Source organism: Methylotenera sp. 1P/1, assembly GCF_000384355.1.
Lineage (GTDB): Bacteria > Pseudomonadota > Gammaproteobacteria > Burkholderiales > Methylophilaceae > Methylophilus.
Window position 1 is genome coordinate 1050064 of sequence record NZ_ARWC01000001.1, and the last position, 18849, is coordinate 1068912.

19 protein-coding genes are annotated in these 18849 nt (G+C 45.1%); 6 read left to right on the forward strand and 13 right to left on the reverse strand.

Going from position 1 to position 18849, the window contains the following annotated elements:
• Positions 1–51: 51 nt before the first annotated feature.
• Together A3Q3_RS0104950 and A3Q3_RS13670 are read right to left on the reverse strand one after the other, a co-directional pair.
• On the reverse strand, positions 52–768 hold the full coding sequence (locus A3Q3_RS0104950; protein WP_020182466.1) for a cation diffusion facilitator family transporter: 717 nt from the start codon (positions 766–768) through the stop codon (positions 52–54).
• A 95-nt stretch (positions 769–863) separates the two neighbouring features.
• Entirely contained in the window at positions 864–1178 is a 315-nt protein-coding gene (locus A3Q3_RS13670; protein WP_020182467.1) for a hypothetical protein, read from the reverse strand.
• A gap of 131 nt (positions 1179–1309) precedes the next feature.
• On the opposite strand from A3Q3_RS13670, the gene A3Q3_RS0104960 reads away from it, so the two are divergent.
• Positions 1310–2155 carry a 23S rRNA (adenine(2030)-N(6))-methyltransferase RlmJ gene (locus A3Q3_RS0104960; RefSeq protein WP_020182468.1) on the forward strand — a complete coding sequence of 282 codons (846 nt, stop codon included), beginning with the start codon at positions 1310–1312 and terminating at the stop codon, positions 2153–2155.
• A gap of 49 nt (positions 2156–2204) precedes the next feature.
• Complete coding sequence (locus A3Q3_RS0104965; RefSeq protein ID WP_020182469.1) at positions 2205–2750, forward strand: TIGR00645 family protein; 546 nt, start codon at positions 2205–2207, stop codon at positions 2748–2750.
• On the opposite strand, the gene A3Q3_RS0104970 is transcribed toward A3Q3_RS0104965, so the two are convergent.
• Both A3Q3_RS0104970 and A3Q3_RS0104975 read right to left on the reverse strand, forming a co-directional pair.
• A complete protein-coding gene (locus tag A3Q3_RS0104970) occupies positions 2747–3808 on the reverse strand; it encodes a DUF2914 domain-containing protein (protein ID WP_020182470.1) in 1062 nt (353 codons plus the stop codon). The genes A3Q3_RS0104965 and A3Q3_RS0104970 overlap by 4 nt on opposite strands.
• Before the next feature lie 25 nt (positions 3809–3833).
• Entirely contained in the window at positions 3834–4709 is an 876-nt protein-coding gene (locus A3Q3_RS0104975; protein WP_020182471.1) for a cyclopropane-fatty-acyl-phospholipid synthase family protein, read from the reverse strand.
• 563 nt (positions 4710–5272) lie between these two features.
• Here A3Q3_RS0104975 and A3Q3_RS0104980 point away from each other — a divergent pair.
• Complete coding sequence (locus A3Q3_RS0104980) at positions 5273–7189, forward strand: ATP-binding protein (RefSeq protein WP_198288904.1); 1917 nt, start codon at positions 5273–5275, stop codon at positions 7187–7189.
• Positions 7190–7219: 30 nt separating this feature from the next.
• Here A3Q3_RS0104980 and A3Q3_RS0104985 read toward each other — a convergent pair whose 3' ends face one another.
• Positions 7220–8149 (reverse strand): crotonase/enoyl-CoA hydratase family protein, encoded by a 930-nt coding sequence (locus A3Q3_RS0104985; protein WP_020182473.1) that lies wholly within the window; start codon positions 8147–8149, stop codon positions 7220–7222.
• 98 nt (positions 8150–8247) lie between these two features.
• Between A3Q3_RS0104985 and A3Q3_RS0104990 the strand changes: the two genes are divergently transcribed.
• Both A3Q3_RS0104990 and A3Q3_RS0104995 read left to right on the forward strand, forming a co-directional pair.
• Complete coding sequence (locus A3Q3_RS0104990) at positions 8248–8508, forward strand: acyl carrier protein (RefSeq protein ID WP_020182474.1); 261 nt, start codon at positions 8248–8250, stop codon at positions 8506–8508.
• A 9-nt stretch (positions 8509–8517) separates the two neighbouring features.
• Entirely contained in the window at positions 8518–9768 is a 1251-nt protein-coding gene (locus tag A3Q3_RS0104995) for a beta-ketoacyl synthase (protein ID WP_020182475.1), read from the forward strand.
• On the opposite strand, the gene A3Q3_RS0105000 is transcribed toward A3Q3_RS0104995, so the two are convergent.
• The 5 genes from A3Q3_RS0105000 to A3Q3_RS0105020 form a co-directional block, all read right to left on the reverse strand.
• Positions 9754–10179: a hypothetical protein gene (locus A3Q3_RS0105000; RefSeq protein WP_020182476.1), complete on the reverse strand. Its 426-nt coding sequence runs from the start codon at positions 10177–10179 to the stop codon at positions 9754–9756. The two genes, A3Q3_RS0104995 and A3Q3_RS0105000, sit on opposite strands and share 15 nt — an antisense overlap.
• Positions 10180–12762: a bifunctional aconitate hydratase 2/2-methylisocitrate dehydratase gene (gene acnB, locus A3Q3_RS0105005; RefSeq protein ID WP_020182477.1), complete on the reverse strand. Its 2583-nt coding sequence runs from the start codon at positions 12760–12762 to the stop codon at positions 10180–10182.
• 106 nt (positions 12763–12868) lie between these two features.
• Positions 12869–13189 (reverse strand): hypothetical protein, encoded by a 321-nt coding sequence (locus A3Q3_RS0105010; protein WP_020182478.1) that lies wholly within the window; start codon positions 13187–13189, stop codon positions 12869–12871.
• 93 nt (positions 13190–13282) lie between these two features.
• Positions 13283–14800, reverse strand: a complete 1518-nt coding sequence (locus A3Q3_RS0105015; RefSeq protein WP_020182479.1) for a fumarate hydratase — start codon at positions 14798–14800, stop codon at positions 13283–13285.
• Complete coding sequence (locus tag A3Q3_RS0105020; protein WP_020182480.1) at positions 14797–16446, reverse strand: acyl-CoA synthetase; 1650 nt, start codon at positions 16444–16446, stop codon at positions 14797–14799. Before A3Q3_RS0105020 ends, A3Q3_RS0105015 begins: the two co-directional genes overlap by 4 nt.
• On the opposite strand from A3Q3_RS0105020, the gene A3Q3_RS14395 reads away from it, so the two are divergent.
• Positions 16445–16588, forward strand: coding sequence for a hypothetical protein (locus A3Q3_RS14395; RefSeq protein ID WP_020182481.1), 144 nt, complete (start codon positions 16445–16447; stop codon positions 16586–16588). The two genes, A3Q3_RS0105020 and A3Q3_RS14395, sit on opposite strands and share 2 nt — an antisense overlap.
• 55 nt (positions 16589–16643) lie before the next feature.
• On the opposite strand, the gene A3Q3_RS0105030 is transcribed toward A3Q3_RS14395, so the two are convergent.
• The 3 genes from A3Q3_RS0105030 to A3Q3_RS0105040 are packed head-to-tail and all read right to left on the reverse strand — an operon-like array spanning position 16644 to position 18848.
• Positions 16644–17774: a CoA ester lyase gene (locus A3Q3_RS0105030; RefSeq protein WP_020182482.1), complete on the reverse strand. Its 1131-nt coding sequence runs from the start codon at positions 17772–17774 to the stop codon at positions 16644–16646.
• Entirely contained in the window at positions 17771–18058 is a 288-nt protein-coding gene (locus A3Q3_RS0105035; RefSeq protein ID WP_020182483.1) for a succinate dehydrogenase assembly factor 2, read from the reverse strand. The genes A3Q3_RS0105030 and A3Q3_RS0105035 overlap by 4 nt, the downstream gene beginning before the upstream one ends.
• Before the next feature lie 37 nt (positions 18059–18095).
• Positions 18096–18848, reverse strand: a complete 753-nt coding sequence (locus tag A3Q3_RS0105040) for a succinate dehydrogenase iron-sulfur subunit (protein ID WP_020182484.1) — start codon at positions 18846–18848, stop codon at positions 18096–18098.
• Between the last annotated feature and the right edge of the window lies 1 nt (position 18849).

The window sequence follows — 18849 nt, forward strand, 5'->3', positions numbered from 1 at the left end:
ACTCAACGGTATTACTGCGACCTAATAGATAAGCAACACTGATAGTAGCCATCAATGATGGTGTTCATGGCTGTTGTGTTGGCTTTCGCCACGAATATCTAGCCAAATATCTTTGATTAAACTCATGGTCACCAACAACAAGAGCACAGAAATCACCAAAGAAAGTAATGGATCAATCGCCAGCCAACCAGTGTAATAGATCACAACACCAGCCATCAGTGCCGCCACCGAGCCCAACACATCGCCCATCACATGCAACAAAGCCGCGCGATGATTGAGATTATCCTTACCGCCATGATGATGGGCGTGATGGTGCAAGCGCTGGGCGACGATTAAATTAATCACCAGCCCAAAAAATGCGATCAGCATCACATAGCCACCGGCCACCACATACGGGTGCTGCAAGCGATCAAACGCCTCAATCACAATCCATACTACCACTATCACCATGAGCGCCGCATTTAAGATAGAAGCGATGATTTCGGCACGACTATGCTTAGCCTCGCGACGCGCCTTGGCTGTACGATGGGAGGCATACATGGCTAAGCCCAGCGCGAACACATCGGAAAACATATGCCAGGCATCGCCTAGCAAAGCCAGCGACCTTGTCCATATCCCACCGGAAAATTCGATGACTGCAAACACAGCAATTAGAATAAAGGGTATCAAAAACGGGTTAGCATGCTGGTGGTCTTCTGCATGTGTATTGTCTTGTGGATGTGCATGCGTGTGATGCATGTCGGCGTCATGGTTGTGCGGTGTAGTCATGCCAATATGCTACCCCATGGCCAGCAAAGTTCCAATAAAAAAGCAGCTTTTTTAAGAAGCTGCTTGATTCAAAACCTTGCGTGATTTAGATGAGGTTAACGTGCTTTTTGCGCACATTTATCATGTGCAGCTTGGCGATGTGCACGCCATTTTTCTTTCATCGCATTACGCTCTACATCATCAATAAAGCCATCGTTATTCGTATCTTGACGTTTAAAGCGTTCTTGCAAATGCTGATCGCGTACAGATTTAAACTCATCAAAGCTGATTTTTCCATCTTTGTTAATATCGGCTTTTAATGCATCTTGCGCTGTCTTTTGCTCGCCACCTTCTTGATGATTTGCGTAAATGCTCATGGTGGTGAATGCAAACCCGGCTGCCGCTGCAAGTATTAATAATGTCTTTTTCATGTTCATCCTTTGTGTATAAAAAGAAGCCCTACAGCTAACAAAACGCAACCGTGCATTATTTGTCGACAATCTCACGTAAAGATAACGGTTTAGTCTTTTATAATAGCCATCATTTAATCGTTGAATTTTTTATGCTGAGTTACCGACACGCATTCCATGCAGGCAATCACGCCGATGTTCTTAAACACTATGTGTTGAGCTTAGTGCTAGGCTATTTCAATCAAAAAGAAAAGCCTTATTGGGTCATCGATACGCACGCAGGCGCTGGTATGTATGCGCTTACAGATGGTTTTGCGCAAAAAAATAGAGAGTTTGAAACGGGCGTTGCCCGCTTAATGGCTTCAGACGCTTTACCTGAATTAGTGCAGCGCTACTTAGAAGCGGTAAACGCAGTCAATACAGAAGGTTCGCTTCAGCTTTATCCTGGATCACCACAGATTTCTGCGCATTTTTTGCGCGACCATGACAAGCTGCGTTTATTTGAGTTGCACCCAAATGACTTTAAGCTGTTGCAGCAGAATTTTGCGGGTAAGCATCGTCAAATTAAAGCCGAGATGGTCGATGGATTTCATGGTCTTAAAGCCTGTTTACCGCCACCCATCAAACGCGCCGTGGTATTGATTGACCCGCCTTACGAGCTGAAAGAAGACTATCAGCGTGTCGTGAGTAGCCTGCAAGATAGCCTCAAGCGATTTGCAACTGGCACGTATTTGGTTTGGTATCCGTTACTGCAACGCCCGGAACCCGGCGCGATGGTGCAGGCACTGCAACAACTGAACACGCAAAATTGGTTGGACATACGTTTACAAGTAGAACAACCGCATGCAGATGGCTTTGGCATGTACGGAAGTGGCATGTTTGTCATTAACCCACCTTGGCAACTACCGGAAATACTCAGCAGCAGCATGCCCAGCATTACTGAGCTATTGGGTTTGGACGCATCGGCACAGTTTAATCTCGAGTATGCCATCACATAGTCATACACTTCAGGTAAAATCCAACTTTTGATTTCGAGTACATCGCACCATGCAAGAAAACACCAACATTAGCCCAAGCCAGTACAAACAAAGCAACATCATGACCAACATTTTGTTTGGTAGCCGCTGGTTACAACTGCCTCTTTACTTAGGCTTAATCATTGCACAAGCCGTATATGTTTACTTTTTTGCAGTAGAACTTGTGCATTTGGTGGGCAAAACCGCCACCATCAGCGAAGCCGATATCATGTTGATTGTATTAGGCTTAATTGATGTAGTGATGATCTCAAACTTACTGATCATGGTCATTGTGGGTGGGTATGAAACCTTCGTATCGCGCTTAAACTTAAAAGGCCACCCGGATGAGCCAGACTGGTTATCCCACGTGAATGCCAACTTGCTTAAAGTCAAACTGGCTACCGCGATTATCGGCATTTCATCGATTCATCTGCTCAAAACCTTTATTAATGCTGCAAATTTGAGCAACGATGTCATGATGTGGCAAACCATTATCCACATGACGTTTGTGGCTTCAGCGGTTTCGATTGCTTATATCGACAAGCTGATGACACACGCGGATGACAATAAGCACTAATATTTATAGCGAATATGGCGAGGAGTTCCTGTCTCCTCGCTCACAGTAAACGATTGAACGGCAATGGTTTTTTCATTCTCCGTTTCAATCCTCACCCGCCACTCCCCTAACGATATATTTTGCTTGTAGGTATAGCCGCGATAGCCATTGTTACGCCCACCGTTCAAATCAAAGCCAATGCGCGATTGTGTTTGCCAACCGTTTTTCTTTGAATACAATTGCCAGCGATGATACAAACGCACCTCTAGCCCTGCTGGTGCAAATATGGGGGAAAAGCAATAGAGCCGCTGTCCGGGCACTACTTTCAGGTGGTTACTTGTCTTGCGCCAAAACTGCCATATCGGGCCACGCTGCTGGATAATAAAGTAGTTGCCGTCTTCTTTTTTCACGTCATAAGCAATAGCAACGTCGCGTGTCACCAATGGCACCGGAGGAATCATATCCGCCGCATAGGCCAGCATGAGCACTCCGGCAATCAGCCACACCGGCAGAATGCTACCCAGATTCTGCGGAGTCTTGGAATACAGATAAATCACCAAACTCGCACCCAAAATCGTACTGAGATAAAACCAAATCGGATGCACGCTCCCGAATAGAAACGGCAACAGAAAGTTAAACAGTAAAATGGCGCACAAGCCAAACAGCGCCCAGCTTAAAGTAAATCGACGATACGCATTTTCTAAGAACTCATTGGCAATGAGCAACACGCCAAGAAGAATTGAGGTGAGGAAAGCCAATGCATGATTAGCGCTTTTAAAATACAAAATAAACAGCGCACTCAACAAGCTACCATACAAAAACTGAAGCGCTAGATAAGGCCAACCTGTTGTAAAAAACCAATGCAAACGTTTGGGGATAGTCGTTTCGTCTACCAAAATAAAACTTGGACGGCTCATGATATACAGCAACATGCCCGCCGCAAATAAATACCCGGTAAAAATCAGCAAGTCAGATGTGGCTACGCTACGGCCAATGGTGAGTGCATCCCATATAAAGCCTGAAAAAAAGAAGATAGCAGGTAAGAAGCCTGCTATTTTCTTTAAAATTAAGTTCAGCATTTGGGTAGTAACGATTGAAAGCTAGTTAGCCTAAAAACACTCTAATCGGCTTTGCTCGTTTAAGCGAAATTTGATATAAATCCGTATACTCCGTCTCGAAGCAGCGCCTTGCTGCGTCAAGATAATGGATATGATGGTCGTATACATCCTGACCATAGCGCCCCAGTACATCTGAGCGAGCTGCTTCTAGATTGCGTTTCCACTCAACAAGCGTGCGAGCATAGTCCATCCCGATTCTCGTTGCTGACGAGATTTCATATTTATCAATAATTGCTGCTTGAATGTCACTAATAGACGATAGCGCAGAGCCAGGGAACACCTTTTCTAACAAAAAACGCGAATCTCTTAACTCCGTAATATTGTTAGGCGGCCTAGTAATAATGATTGTTTGAAGACCAATCTGCGCGTCATCAGTGGATACCTCTAAGCACCAATCGAAAAACGATTTGTAAATATCGCGCTGTAAACTCTTAGACTGATCTTCTACTGTTGCAAAATGCTCCAATGCACAAACAGAAACGATAGCATCAAATTTTGTATTTTTCGGTTGGTAATGCTCCCATGAACGCGTTTCTGCTGTTACATTTTTGACATTCTCGCTTAGTATATGCTGAGTTTGCTTAGGGCTTAAAGTGAGCCCATGTACCGTAGTATCTGCGTAGTTCTCGACTATGTATTTCATTAGCCCTCCCCAACCACAACCAACATCAACTACTCTGTCACCATTTTGTACATTTGCAAACTTGCAAATTCTAGCCAGCTTAGCCTCCTGTGCCTGTTGAAGGTTTGACGCATTTTCCCAAACGGCACAGGTATATACTCGATATTTCTCATCTAAAAAAAGTGAGAAAAAATCATTATCAACATCATAATGTGACTCAATATCTAGTTGCGTTGCCATTTAATACCTTTCAATTTCATTGATTCATACGCCGTGAATATATTAACTTACAATCGCGTCAATAACACCTTCATGGTGCTTGTTAAAAGTGACTAAATTTTGATATGCCGATTTTCCATCACTAGTGATAATTTTTTATCACATCCCGTACTTTAGCAACATCAAAATTAAACATAACAATATGATATATATATATAAAATATAAAAATTTCACTGGCATACGCTTTGCTTATTATTATAAAAATATAATTATTGTGAGGAGTTGCATGATGATATTGAAACAATACCTCTCAGGTGGCCTCTTTTTTTTAATACAAAAATTAGCATCAAATATTAAAAACTCATTCAAACGGATTGAGTTTAATCAGCGTGGCGATGAATATCAACAGGCAGTATGGCGCTTAGTTATTAACACGCTTACTGTGATATCCGTCACTACGGCCTACGATAATATTTCAACCATTGCCTCAACGGTAATGTCTGTTTACACAGTTTTTGCAATTGCGATATTTGTTCATATTCGTTTAAGCCCAAAACTTAATAAATTAAGACTGCTAATAGCAATGCTTACTGATGTCCTCGTAACATCAATAGCTAGCTACGTCACACATGATATCGGCGCTGTATATATTGGCATATATCTCTGGCTCATTATTGGCTACGGCTTTAGATTCGGCCGTCAATTTCTGATTGCAACCTACATTGCCAGCCTGACTGGGTTTGTCATTGCCAGCCTTAATAGCCCATATTGGCAATCGCACATGACCGGCTTTTATGGCTTGCTATTCACGCTTGTATCTATCCCCATGTACGCGTTGACTTTACTCAACCGATTAAAAGAAGCCACTTACAAGGCAGAGGCTGCCAGCCGTGCAAAAAGTGAGTTCCTTTCACATATCAGCCACGAGATCCGCACTCCGCTTAACGGGATTGTGGGTGCATGCAGCTTGTTAGAGGCCTCTAACCTAGATAAAAACAATGCAACGCTCTTTAACGTGATGAAGAACTCATCTAATGTATTGCTTGAACTTGTAAATAACGTGTTGGATTTATCAAAAATCGAGAGTGGCAAAGCCGTTGAGCACAAAGAGGATTTTTACTTACAAAACCTGATTCTGACTACTGTCAACTTATTCGAGACGCAAGCCAATCATAAAGGCATTGTCATTGACTATGACATTGCGCAGGACACCCCATTAAAATTGCACGGCAATTTATTGCATACCAAACAAGTGCTGATTAACTTAGTGGGTAATGCCGTTAAGTTTACCGAACAAGGCTCTGTCTACGTAAGGGTGACCGCTGCTAAACATTCACAAGGTAAAGTGATTGTCCGTTTTGAGGTCAAAGATACCGGTATCGGTATTTCTAAAGAATCCTTACCACATATTTTTGAGAGCTTTACGCAAGCCGAAGAATCTATTAAATACAAATTTGGCGGCACAGGGTTAGGCACCACTATCTCTAAAAAGCTGGTGGAATTAATGGATGGTGAAATTGGGATTGAGAGTGAGTTGGGTCAAGGCTCTACTTTCTGGTTTGAGATTCCACTAGACGTTGTCACCAATGAGGACACTGAAGGTCAGGTTTCATCTGAAATCATTTCCTTCAAAAAAGCCATGCAAGCCAGCAAGAGAAAACCTTGCCGCATTTTGGTGGCAGAAGACAACGAGACCAATATTCTTATCTTGTCACAAATGTTGGCACTAGGTCAGCATCAGTTTGATGTTGTTAAAAACGGCCAACAAGCGCTGGATAAACTCGAAGAGACTACTTACGACTTAATGATTTTAGACTACAACATGCCAGTAATGGGCGGTTTAGAGGCGTTACGTATTTACCAAGCCATTAATGTTGGCTTGCCACAAATACCTTCCATTATTTTGAGCGCCGATGCCACACATAACACCATTGCCGAATTCGATGAGTTGGGCGTTGCCGCTTACCTCACAAAACCTATCCAAATTGATGCGTTGAATCTTGCCATTGAAGAGGTGGTTGCAAAATCCAAACAAAAATCTTACCGCGATGCCGCACCTGTGGTCTCATTTGCCGCCAGCAAAGAGCAAGTGCTCAGCGAAGAACCAAGTGCAATCATTGCATCCTACACTGGCAATACCGCACTTAACTTGGCACGTTTGGCAGAGTTAGCTTCTATTAGTAAAAATGCAGGGTTTGTTGAAAGCTTGATTCTAGGCTTTATTGAAGATACCGATAGAAACTTGAGCGACTTGAAAGTGTATGTGCAAGCGTTAGATTTTGCGAATATTCATGACACGGCGCATGCGATTGCAGGGAGTGCGACCAACATTGGCGCTGAGGAACTCAGTCAGATTTGTGTAGAGTTAGATGACATTACACCAAATGAGATTTACAAGGTGCCTACATTGTTTGCGCAAGCTAACCATGCATACCAAAACACCAAGCTAGCGTTTGCAGATTACCTTGCGACGCATACGCAGCAAGCTTCAGCAAATTAGTAGTGCAGAAAAACAAAAATAATCAATGAATTATGAAGCTGCGCGTTTGATAGAAACAACATTGTCCGCCACTGGCGAGGTATGTGGCATCGGTGCAGTTAAGTATTGCTTTTCTTGGCTGTAGATAAAGCGATCCATGATGCTAAATTCACGCTCGCCTAGTTTTAAAGCGGTATCTACCCAAATTTTGGTGATATCCAACAGCTCGTCATAAGTAATAGGGTTGACTCTATTTTTGGCACGTTGCGCAGCCAAATAACCGTTAAAGTAGCGTTTGTTTTTTTCAATCCATTCATACACCGCTTTTTCACCTTGACCGTCATCGACCAGCACATCGACCAAACCAAGCTCAAACGCTTGTTCGGCTGTATATTGTTTGCCTTTGAGGATCATTTCGTCAGCGACTTTCATGCCTGCTTTACGTGCAACTAAGCTATATCCGCCCATACCAGGGAACATGTTGAACAAAATCTCAGGAAAGCCAAAATAGCTTTTGCGTTCAGCAATGATGACATCGCTGGCCAACGCACCTTCCAAACCGCCGCCCAAAGCCAAGCCCTGAACCAAAGTGATGTTGACGATAGAGGAGTTATTGAACCGTGACAGCCTGCTATGCAGAATATCAATGCCTTTAATTGCGTAATAAAGTAAAGCGTCTTTGTTTTTATTTAAGGCTAATTCACGAATCAAGGCAAGATGTCCGCCTAGGTTGAATACATTGGGTGTGAGCGATGCTGCAACAGAATACTTCACTTGAAAAACACGGTCATTGGAGTACAACACGCCCGCGGCTTTTTCAAGCTCTTGCTGGTGTTGGGTTAACTCGTGAATAATTTCATGGTTGGCACAAGGAATGATATTTTTCTGATTAAAGTAGGTCCATAAAACCTCATGGCTTTCATCATATTTTAACGATAACTGCTTAAAATGATTACTTAAACCAAATTCAGAAATATTCATTAAAATCTCGCACTTTAAACAAAGCTTTATGGCATTATATTCTAGTTATTTAAAAATAATATAGCCGAAAAGGCGAATTGTGATAAGGATACCGTTGAATGAGCAAAGAAGTTGTCAATAAAGACGAAATTAAAACGTTTTTAACTGAAATATTTACCAAAGAAAAAAATATCCCCGCAGAAAAGTTAACCGCAGAACAAGCTTTAAAGGATTTAGACATTGATTCTTTCGGCTTTCTTGAAGTGATTTTTAGTATTGAGCACCAATACAACATTTCTTTCCCTAAAAATTATGAGCATATTGTGACGGTACAAGATTTAGTCAACGTCACACATGACTTAATTGCAGCAAAAAACTAAGTTTTTAGTATGAAACACCAACGTCGTGTAGTGGTAACCGGCTTTGGTCTGGTGTCCCCCTTGGGCAACACCATCGATGAGTTATCCGCAAATGTATTTGCCGGAAAATCTGGTATTCAACAATTTGTCGGCCCATATTTAGATAAACTCTCCTGCAAAGTGGCTGCACAGGCGGACTTTGACCCTACCCAACACTTTGAGAAAAAAAGTGACTATTCCATTCTCGACAGAAATGGGCAAATGGCGCTACATGCCAGCAAAGAAGCGGTTAAACACGCAAAACTTGATACTGATAGGCTGAACAAATTACGCACTGGCGTGTATGTAGGTACTGGCATGGGGGGTATCCATTCGGTAGAAGATGGTTACCAGACGCTATTTGTGGAAGGTGAAAACCGCTTAAAGCCTTACACCGTATTGATGTGCATGTACAACAGCGCAGCGGCAGCTATTGCTACCCATTTTTCCATTTCTGGCCCTAACCTTACTTTCTCAACAGCATGTTCATCCTCAGCAGTTGCTATCGGCCAAGCGATGAAAGACATTCGTTATGGCGAAATAGATGTGGCATTGGCTGGTGGCACCGATGCGATTTTGGCCTACGCCAGTATTAAATCGTGGGAAGCGATTCGCACGCTGGCCGGAGAAGACAAAGAAGATATCAGTAAATCCTGCAAACCATTTTCCGCCAACCGTACTGGCTTGGTGATTGGCGAAGGTGCAGCGACGGTGATTCTAGAAGAGTTATCCCACGCACAAGCCAGAGGTGCGCATATTTATGCAGAGATTGTGGGGTATGGCGCAGCCAATGATTTTAAACATATTGCCGTGCCGTCGGTCGAGGGTCAGGCCGCAGCCATGCAAAAGGCTTTGGATGATTCCGGATTAAATCCTCAATCAATTCAATACATTAACGCACATGGCACCGGCACAAAATTCAACGACGAAACCGAGACCAACGCCATCAAGCAAATTTTTGGTGATCACGCTTACCAATTAGCAGTCAGCTCAACTAAATCCATGCATGGTCATTTGATGGGCGCAGCGGGTGTGCTAGAAAGCATCATCACTTTACTAGCTATGCAGCGTAACGAGTTACCGCCTACTATTAATTTGCAACAAGCAGACCCTAAGTGCGATTTGAATTACGTACCAAATCAATCACAACAGGTCGATGATTTAGAATACGCTATGTCGAACTCATTTGCGTTTGGCGGCACTGGAGCAACACTGATTTTTAAGAAATCAGTGTCCGGATAGCATACTCCCGAGTACAAACCCAATCACAATGCCGATAATCAGTGCGATGGTGAGTCCGCGGTAGGTTAATACATCTTGGCTGTAACCACGGCGAATGGCTACATAGGACACAATATAGCCAAGTGCATTGAGTAACCAGATAACCGAGAGGCTAAGCACTTTGACGACCAGCGGGCCAATGATCGGCACTAGTCCGACCATTCCTACCAGCCAAGCAAATACACCCGAGATGAGGCCAATCACCACTGCCCCACCAGCAATGATTTTATAATCAATGTGGTAGTGGTTACCCAAATAAATCAGGACGGCAAGTAATAGTAAGACTGGCAACATCATACGCCAGTCTTTCCATCTAAATTTGCCGAAGAGGTTACTTTCTTGTTGTTTCAAATGATTACTTTCCAAAGCCACTTATTCAACAGCAGCAGCGATTGCAATCACTTTTTTACCTGAGCTCAAGGTATCTAACGCCGCTTTATACTCTGTCATTTGGTGGAAATTCAAATACTTATAAATTTCTGCCGTATTGGCCAATTTATTACCGACCGTTTCCAAGTATTCAGCGTGGGTAGGCATGCGGCCCAACTTAGCACACACAGCTGCCAGCTCTGCCGAGCCCAAGTAGACACGCGCATCTTTACCCATACGGTTATCAAAGTTACGTGTACTGGTAGAGAATACTGTGGCTTTATCTGCCACGCGCGCTTGGTTACCCATACAGAGTGAACAGCCCGGCACCTCGGTACGCGCACCTGCAATACCAAAGGTGGAGTACACACCTTCGTCACGCAGTTGCGCTTCATCCATACGTGTTGGCGGCGCAATCCATAAGCGTGTTGGAATACCACCTGCGCCATCCAGCACTTTGGCTGCTGCACGGTAGTGGCCGATATTGGTCATACAGCTACCAATAAATACTTCATCAATTTTGTCGCCCACCACAGCCGTCAATGGCTTGATGTCGTCAGGATCGTTCGGACAAGCTACTAAAGGCTCTTTGATTTCATTCAGATCAATTTCAATGACGTGCGCATATTCTGCATCTGCGTCCGGTTGTAGTAGTTCTGGTTTAGCTAACCATGCCTGCATATTCTCAATCCGGCGTTGTAGCGTACGCGCATCTTGGTAACCATTTTCGATCATGTTTTGCATCAACACAATATTAGAGTTGAGAAACTCAATCACCGGCTCTTTATTCAACAATACGGTACAGCCATTGGCAGAGCGCTCTGCAGAGGCATCTGCAAACTCAAACGCTTGCTCCACTTTTAAATCTGGCAAGCCTTCAATTTCTAAAATACGGCCGTTGAATACATTTTTCTTACCTTGTTTGCCAACCGTCAATGTACCTTCTTGAATCGCCGCATAAGGAATCGCATTCACCAAATCACGCAGCGTAATGCCTGGCTGCATGGTGCCTTTAAAGCGCACCAGCACTGACTCCGGCATATCTAAAGGCATGGCACCAGTTGCGGCCGCAAACGCCACCAAACCAGAACCCGCCGGGAAGGAAATCCCAATCGGGAAACGCGTATGAGAGTCGCCACCTGTACCTACGGTATCAGGCAAAATCAAGCGGTTAAGCCATGAGTGAATGACGCCATCGCCCGGTTTTAAACTCACACCACCGCGGCTGGACATAAACTCTGGTAGCGAATGTTGTAATTTAATATCGACTGGTTTTGGATACGCAGCGGTATGACAGAAGCTTTGCATGACTAAATCGCTACTAAATCCCAAGCACGCCAGCTCTTTCAACTCGTCACGCGTCATGCCGCCAGTCGTATCTTGCGAACCGACCGTGGTGGCTTTTGGCTCACAATAAGTGCCGGGACGCACACCCGCCACACCACACGCTTTACCCACCATTTTTTGGGCCAGCGTGTAACCTTTGCCAGTGTCTTTGGCAGGGATTGCTGTAATAAACGTAGTCGGTAAGGGCAAGCCTAGCGCCTTGCGCGCATTGGTGGTCAACCCACGGCCAATAATCAATGGAATACGGCCGCCGGCACGTACTTCATCCGGCAAAGTAATCGGATTCATTTCAAATGTTGCAATCACTTCACCAGACTCAGACAACACTTTGCCTTCATACGGTTGAATAACAATCACATCGCCCGTTTTCATTTTGCTGACGTCGCATTGAATTGGCAATGCGCCAGAGTCTTCAGCGGTATTAAAGAAAATAGGGGCAATCTTGCTGCCTATCACTACACCACCAGTACGTTTATTGGGGATGTTGGGAATATCGTTACCCATAAACCATTGCACTGAGTTAATTGCAGATTTGCGTGAAGAACCTGTACCCACAACATCGCCCACATAGGCAAGCGGCAGGCCTTTCTGCTTAAGGGCTTCAATGGTGTTTAAGCCGTCTGGCATTTTGTTCACCAGCATGGCTTTGGCATGCAATGGAATATCCGGACGGCTCCAAGCCTCTTGTGCTGGGCTTAAGTCATCAGTATTGGTTTCGCCATCGACTTTAAACACGACGACCTTGATTGCATTGGCCAGCACCGGCTTGCTGGTGAACCATTCTGCATTGGCCCAAGAGGTAATCAGTGTTTTTGCGTGGGTATTCCCTGCCTTCATCTTGGCTTCCACGTCATGAAAAGCGTCAAACATGAGGATGGTATTAGAAAGCGCTTTGACGACCTGTGCCGCCATATTGCTATCCAACAACTCTACTAAAGCTTGCACGTTATAGCCGCCCAACATGGTACCTAGTAACTCCACCGCTTTATCTGCAGATACCAAGGGTGAGCTGGCTTTACCTTTTGCGATGTCAGCCAAGAAAGCTGCTTTGACATAGGCCGCTTGGTCTACGCCTGCAGGAATGCGATTGGCTAGTAATTCAAGCAGCAAAGCATCTTGCCCGGCTGGGGGTGACTTGAGTAAATCAACCAACGCGGCCACTTGTTCTGCATTCAGGGGTAATGGGGGTAATTGTTGTGCAGCACGTTCCTGCACGTGGGCTTCATACGCTTTTAACATGTGTGTAGACTCGTTTCTTAATGGATGAAATCATTATAAACCAGCCTAATCTTGCAAGCCGTTTCACATTTGTAAAAACGCTTAAATTTAGGTAGCTAAAATAAGGCTAGTTTGTTGTGTTCTGGTAAGTTTTATCTGAGTACAACTCTTTGGCAAATGGGGTACTGCAACTCTTGCCACTGGCAGAAGATTCCCATTTATCCAACAATTCTTTTTGGTAGCCAATGCCATGCTGCTTTTCCAAATAGGCACGCACTTCAAACACGTCTGCAAATCCGTTGTGGTCTTTATCCATCAACGCCACCTGATCCTCTACCGAAGGACCAATATACTTGCCATTGGCATCGGTCAGGTAATCCAGCATGCTCTCTGCCTGCACATTGGCAGAAGCGAGTAGCACGCACAAAAAGTATAAACGTTTTAACATGAGTTTCTTATCCGTCATTTTACTTATAAGACCCATATTAAAACAAATCGTGCGGGCAAGCTATGTGACTTTTAACACATTAAAAATCATGGTTTACACCGCCCGAATCGCTATTTTTTGCTGCCACTGCGCAGGGCCAGTTTTATGTACCGATTCACCTTGCGCACTGACTGCCACAGTGACTGGCATATCGACCACTTCAAATTCATAAATGGCTTCCATACCCAAATCTGCAAATGCGACTACGCGTGATTTTTTAATGGCCTTACTCACTAAATAAGCAGCCCCACCCACCGCCATCAAATACACGGATTGGTAGCGTGCCATCACCGCAAGCGCCTCATCTCCACGCTCTGCTTTGCCGATTGAGCCTAACAATCCAGTGTTCAGCATCATCTCAGTATAATCGTCCATACGGGTTGCGGTCGTCGGGCCAGCCGGACCAACCGCCTCATCACGCACCGCATCTACCGGGCCTACGTAATAAATAAAACGATTAGTGAAATCCACTGGCAATGCCTCACCGTTAGCCAGCATATTGGCAATGCGTTTATGTGCTGCATCACGCCCTGTTAGTATTTTACCTGTCAGCAATAGCGTCTCGCCCGCTTGCCAAGTCAGCGTCTCTGCCTTGCTGATTGTGTCTACATTGACACGCCTTGCCTGCGCGCTCGGCTTCCAGTGTACATCGGGGTAGATATCTAAATTGGGCGGTGCTAACTCTGCCACACCGGTACCATCCAACGTAAAGTGCACATGACGGGTGGCTGCGCAATTAGGGATAATCGCCACAGGCAAACTAGCGGCATGCGTTGGGTAATCCAAAATTTTTACATCCAGCACTGTCGTTAATCCGCCCAAGCCCTGTGCACCAATCCCTAGCGCATTCACCTTTTCATACAACTCCAAGCGCAACTCTTCGATACGAGACAGCTTTTCATTTTGCGCACCTTTGGCTTTTAACGCATGCATATCAATGGGTTGCATGAGCGATTCTTTGGCCAGTAACATGGCTTTTTCTGCACTGCCGCCTATGCCTATACCCAATATGCCAGGCGGACACCAGCCGGCTCCCATGGTAGGCACCACTTCCAGCACCCAATCGACAATACTGTCGTTAGGGTTCAACATCGCTAACTTAGCTTTATTTTCACTGCCACCACCTTTAGCGGCCACGGTGACCTCGACCGTATTGCCTTGCACCAACTCCACATGGGTAATCGCTGGGGTATTGTCTTTGGTATTTTTACGTCCACCAGCAGGGTCGTTCACAATACTGGCGCGCAACGTGTTATCCGGGTGTAAATAGGCACGGCGCACACCCTCATTCACCATGTCTTCTAGATTCAAATCAGTTTCAAACTGCACCTGCATGCCCACTTTAACAAACACCACCACAATGCCGGTATCCTGGCACAGTGGACGTTTGCCCTCTGCACACATGCGTGAGTTGGTTAAAATTTGGGCGATGGCATCTTTGGCGGCTGGCGACTCTTCAATCGCATACGCCTCACCCAAGGCTTGGATGTAGTCCTCTGGGTGATAGTAGGAAATATATTGCAACGCATCGGCGATGCTTTGAATAAAATCTTCTTGCTTAACGATAGTCATCTTGAGCTTTTGCTGGTTGCAATATTCGGGCTAATATCTTTACGTAAAATTTTACCATTTTTTGTGCGTGGAAAATCTTTTGCCAAATACACCGTTTTGGGTGATTTATAGGCTGCCAAGTGTTGTTTGCCATAGGTAAGCAAGTCATCCGGTGTCACTGCTGCATCTGGTTTAGGGATCACGTAAATCACCACTAGTAACTTGTCTTTTTCAAGCTCTTCACCTACTGCTGCACAATCCGCTACTGCAGGGTGCCCTTTGTAGACTCGCTCGATCTCATAAGGGGAGACGCGATAACCAAAGCTTTTGATGATGTCATCCTTACGACCTAAAAACCAAATGTAACCATCTGCATCGTATTTGGCGTAATCTCCGGTGAAAAAGTAGCCATCATGCTTGTATTTTGCAGTTTCTTCTTCTAAATTCCAGTAACTCAGAAATAAGCCTGGGTCATGATCTTTCACGCAAATCATGCCCTCTTCCCCCACAGTCACTGGTTGCATGGTTTCTGGATTCAGCAAATGAATCTCATGCCCTGGCTGCGGAAACCCCGCTGAACCCGGGCGAATTGGACGATACTTGCTCTGAGAAAGATAGTAAGAGAATTCACTCATGCCTACTGCTTCATAGATATCCAAGCCAAAACGATCACGCCACTGCGCAAGCACTTCATCGGAGAGGTGCTCACCTGCGCTCATGTAGTGCCGCAAACTCGGGATATCGGCTTGTGTTGCACTTGTTTTTTGAATGAGCTGACGGTAAATAGTAGGCACGCCAATAAAAATGGTGGCTTGATGCTTTTGAATCAAATCCAGCCATTTCTGCGCATCATTCTTACCTTCATGCACGATGACCGTTTTACCCAGATAAAGCGGATCCATCAAACCGGTGCCCAGCACATATGTCCAGTTAAATTTGCCGGAATGCATGATACGGTCTTGTATCTGCTCGCTATAATTAAACCAAAATTTTGCCGCTGGCTGACGCCCCAGCAAAGCACGGTGTGCATGCAGCACCCCTTTTGGGTAACCCGTGGTGCCAGAGGTATACACCAAATAAGCCGGATCATCGGCTTTGGTCGTATGCGCTGGTGCTATCTTATCAATCGCCAGCATGCAATCTTCCAAGCGCTGCACGTTAAGTGCCGCCGCTTTCACCTCTGTCACGTTTTCTAGCTGCGTGACCAGCACATGGTTAAGGTTGGCAATATCTGCCGCATTTTGTGTAATCTGCCCTGCCATCACATTCCAAGCAGCGGCATCTGTTACCAGCACTGTTGCGCCAGAATCTTTTGCCAGATACGCGACTTCTTCTGCGGTAAGCAAAGTGGAGGTAGGCACAGAAATCGCCCCCATCTTCATAGCACCTAAAAAGGCAATCGGATAATCCAAACTATTAGGTAGACGAATCAACACGCGATCGCCCACCTTAACCCCTAAGTTACGCAGCACTTGTGCAAACTGATCAGTACGCAGCGCCAACTCTGCAAACGTAATACTAGACGTGCCCAATGCATCATCTTCCACAATCATCGCCACGGTTTCAGCGCGTGCCGTATTCAGGTGCGTATCGGTACAAGCCACGCCAATATTGAAGTAGCCTGGAATGTTCCAAATCCATGGTGGAAAATCAGTGAATTTATGCATGTATGACCCCAAAATATCTTTTACTTATTTTTTCCCTAGTGCAAACAATCTACGTATTGGCGTTAACCCGCACCCCAAAAATTCAGAATTTACCGATGAAGCGCAAGGCGCACAGCGCTCAGAAAGCGGGATGTACATGTAGTACATGAGCATTTTGAGCTCTGCGCAACATAGCGATTCGCGGTAAAAATGCATTTTTATAAAAGCACGCCATAAGGCCAGTTCTGACGTACTACTTGTGCTGGCAATAATTGCAAGACATGTAGGGCAAATTCCATATCGCTGGTTTTAAGTGCGCGCAACGCATGCGCACGTAGCAGCGTTTGCAAGGCTTTACCAAACATAGGCGGATCCAGCATCTCCCCTTCAAATTTAATGGCACCGCCTAGTAGCGCATCTGCCTCAATCGCCGCTTTTAAAATACTGACTTTCTGTGTGATATCCGTCGGCGATGGGGTGTATGCGGTTTTACACAAATGAATGTGGCCTGGATGAATCACTTGTTTGCCTGTGAGCCCCATTGCAGCTTCTTTACACGCATGCTTGTACACCACACGTGATTCGTTATCGCCATGCAAATCCAGCCAGCGGCGGACATCATGTGGCTCTAAAAACTTCTCTGGCATGATGTTGCTGCCAATGAGGGTTTCCACTCCGCCAATCACTCCCTTACCTGCAATCCGTGCTTCAAATAGCAATTGGTTGATGAAGTAAAACAGCTCTTCAATCCAGTTTTCAGGGGTAATGTGTATCCCCATCGCTTTGGAAAAGTCATGGATACCAAACACCACATGTTTGACGGTGTTGTATTGCATTAAATCTGGTGCAATTTTGAGCGACTTTGGGTGCTCGATAATCGGCTGAATGGTGATGTTGGGATTAATGCTAATCAAAAAGCTAGATAAATCACGCACCTCGGCTGCACCATATGCTTCGCCTGCTTTCGCGAGCATCACCACATCAATATATTCGCCCATATCACGTACCAGCTTCATGTCTTCCTCGTACTCATCGGTACGGAAAGAGTTGGCACGAATGGCAATCGTCACGCGTTCATTGATTTTTCTGAGCTGTGGCAGCTCTTTGCGCAGTAACTCGCGGCTCATTTCCTTTTGGCGGCAACCATCTTCCAAGTCAAAAATCAGCGTATGCGCGTTGGTAAAATGCGCATGCTTTTTCATACGTGCCGAGGCTTGTTCCATGTCTTCATAAATACCCAAACTTGGGGCATATTTCACTGGCGGGTAATACAGTTGTATGCCAGGCCAGTAATCCCCCAAAGCGCGCGCATCCAGTGCAATAGGCTCTTCACCAATGTGCTGTATCATGCTTCCTCCTGTTGTTTTTGCGCACTGGCTAAGCTTAGTTTTTGCAACACACCTTCCAGTGCCGCCTCATGCTTTACCCGTCCAACGCTTTGAATCATGGCCCAAAAATCGCCATCCGGTAATTCCAGCATCTCATCAAACACTTCCATTTCTGCCAGTGTGAGACCGCCAAATTGCTCTTTTATAAAACGCTGCAAGACAATATCTAGCTCCAACATGCCGCGTCTGCAACGCCAAGCTAAGCGCCTTTGTTCTGCATCTTGCATAATTTCTGCATTTAACATCGTATCCACCTCCAACACATGACGCCTATATTTTTCTCTATAAGACTTTGATACCAAAAATCTTTTTACCGGTTTTAGACTTGGCTTCTTTGTTTTCTTTGGCACGCTCGATTTTTAAATCTTTAATTTTTGCAATGGCCGCATTCGGATTCAGCTTTTTCGGGCACACATCCACACAGTTCATGATGTTGTGGCAACGATACAAACGATACGGATCTTCCAGATTTTCCAAACGCTCTTCTTCTGCTTGATCGCGTGAATCTGCAATAAAACGATAGGCCTGCATCAATCCTGCTGGTCCAACAAACTTATCAGGGTTCCACCAAAAACTTGGGCAAGAAGTAGTACAAGCACCACACAAAATACATTCGTACAAACCATCTAATTTCGCACGGTCTTCTGGGCTTTGCAGACGCTCGGTTTCCGGCAGCGGATCGTTATTTTCCAAATAAGGTTTAACGGAGTTGTAATGATCAAAAAACTGCGTCATGTCCACCACCAAATCGCGAATCACTGGCAAGCCCGGCATAGGGCGCAACACAATGGGCTGCTCTAAATCCGCTAGCTTGGTAATACAGGCCAAACCATTTTTGCCATTGATATTCATCGAGTCACTGCCACACACCCCCTCGCGGCAAGATTTACGCAAACTTAAGGTGTCGTCTACTTGTTTGATACGCACCAAAGCATCCAGTAACATTTGGTCGCTGTCTTCCAATGCAATATCGTAGTCCTGCATATAAGGCTTTTTATCGACATCAGGGTTGTAGCGATAGATGGAGAATTTCATA

Excerpts from the sequence above, each read along its gene's own strand:
- A3Q3_RS0104950 (WP_020182466.1), bottom strand. The coding sequence starts at position 768 with ATGACTACACCGCACAACCATGACGCCGACATGCATCACACGCATGCA.
- A3Q3_RS13670 (WP_020182467.1), bottom strand. The coding sequence starts at position 1,178 with ATGAAAAAGACATTATTAATACTTGCAGCGGCAGCCGGGTTTGCATTC.
- A3Q3_RS0104960 (WP_020182468.1), top strand. The coding sequence starts at position 1,310 with ATGCTGAGTTACCGACACGCATTCCATGCAGGCAATCACGCCGATGTT.
- A3Q3_RS0104965 (WP_020182469.1), top strand. The coding sequence starts at position 2,205 with ATGCAAGAAAACACCAACATTAGCCCAAGCCAGTACAAACAAAGCAAC.
- A3Q3_RS0104970 (WP_020182470.1), bottom strand. The coding sequence starts at position 3,808 with ATGCTGAACTTAATTTTAAAGAAAATAGCAGGCTTCTTACCTGCTATC.
- A3Q3_RS0104975 (WP_020182471.1), bottom strand. The coding sequence starts at position 4,709 with ATGGCAACGCAACTAGATATTGAGTCACATTATGATGTTGATAATGAT.
- A3Q3_RS0104980 (WP_198288904.1), top strand. The coding sequence starts at position 5,273 with ATGCTTACTGATGTCCTCGTAACATCAATAGCTAGCTACGTCACACAT.
- A3Q3_RS0104985 (WP_020182473.1), bottom strand. The coding sequence starts at position 8,149 with ATGAATATTTCTGAATTTGGTTTAAGTAATCATTTTAAGCAGTTATCG.
- A3Q3_RS0104990 (WP_020182474.1), top strand. The coding sequence starts at position 8,248 with ATGAGCAAAGAAGTTGTCAATAAAGACGAAATTAAAACGTTTTTAACT.
- A3Q3_RS0104995 (WP_020182475.1), top strand. The coding sequence starts at position 8,518 with ATGAAACACCAACGTCGTGTAGTGGTAACCGGCTTTGGTCTGGTGTCC.
- acnB (WP_020182477.1), bottom strand. The coding sequence starts at position 12,762 with ATGTTAAAAGCGTATGAAGCCCACGTGCAGGAACGTGCTGCACAACAA.
- A3Q3_RS0105010 (WP_020182478.1), bottom strand. The coding sequence starts at position 13,189 with ATGTTAAAACGTTTATACTTTTTGTGCGTGCTACTCGCTTCTGCCAAT.
- A3Q3_RS0105015 (WP_020182479.1), bottom strand. The coding sequence starts at position 14,800 with ATGACTATCGTTAAGCAAGAAGATTTTATTCAAAGCATCGCCGATGCG.
- A3Q3_RS14395 (WP_020182481.1), top strand. The coding sequence starts at position 16,445 with ATGTATGACCCCAAAATATCTTTTACTTATTTTTTCCCTAGTGCAAAC.
- A3Q3_RS0105020 (WP_020182480.1), bottom strand. The coding sequence starts at position 16,446 with ATGCATAAATTCACTGATTTTCCACCATGGATTTGGAACATTCCAGGC.
- A3Q3_RS0105030 (WP_020182482.1), bottom strand. The coding sequence starts at position 17,774 with ATGATACAGCACATTGGTGAAGAGCCTATTGCACTGGATGCGCGCGCT.
- A3Q3_RS0105035 (WP_020182483.1), bottom strand. The coding sequence starts at position 18,058 with ATGTTAAATGCAGAAATTATGCAAGATGCAGAACAAAGGCGCTTAGCT.
- A3Q3_RS0105040 (WP_020182484.1), bottom strand. The coding sequence starts at position 18,848 with ATGAAATTCTCCATCTATCGCTACAACCCTGATGTCGATAAAAAGCCT.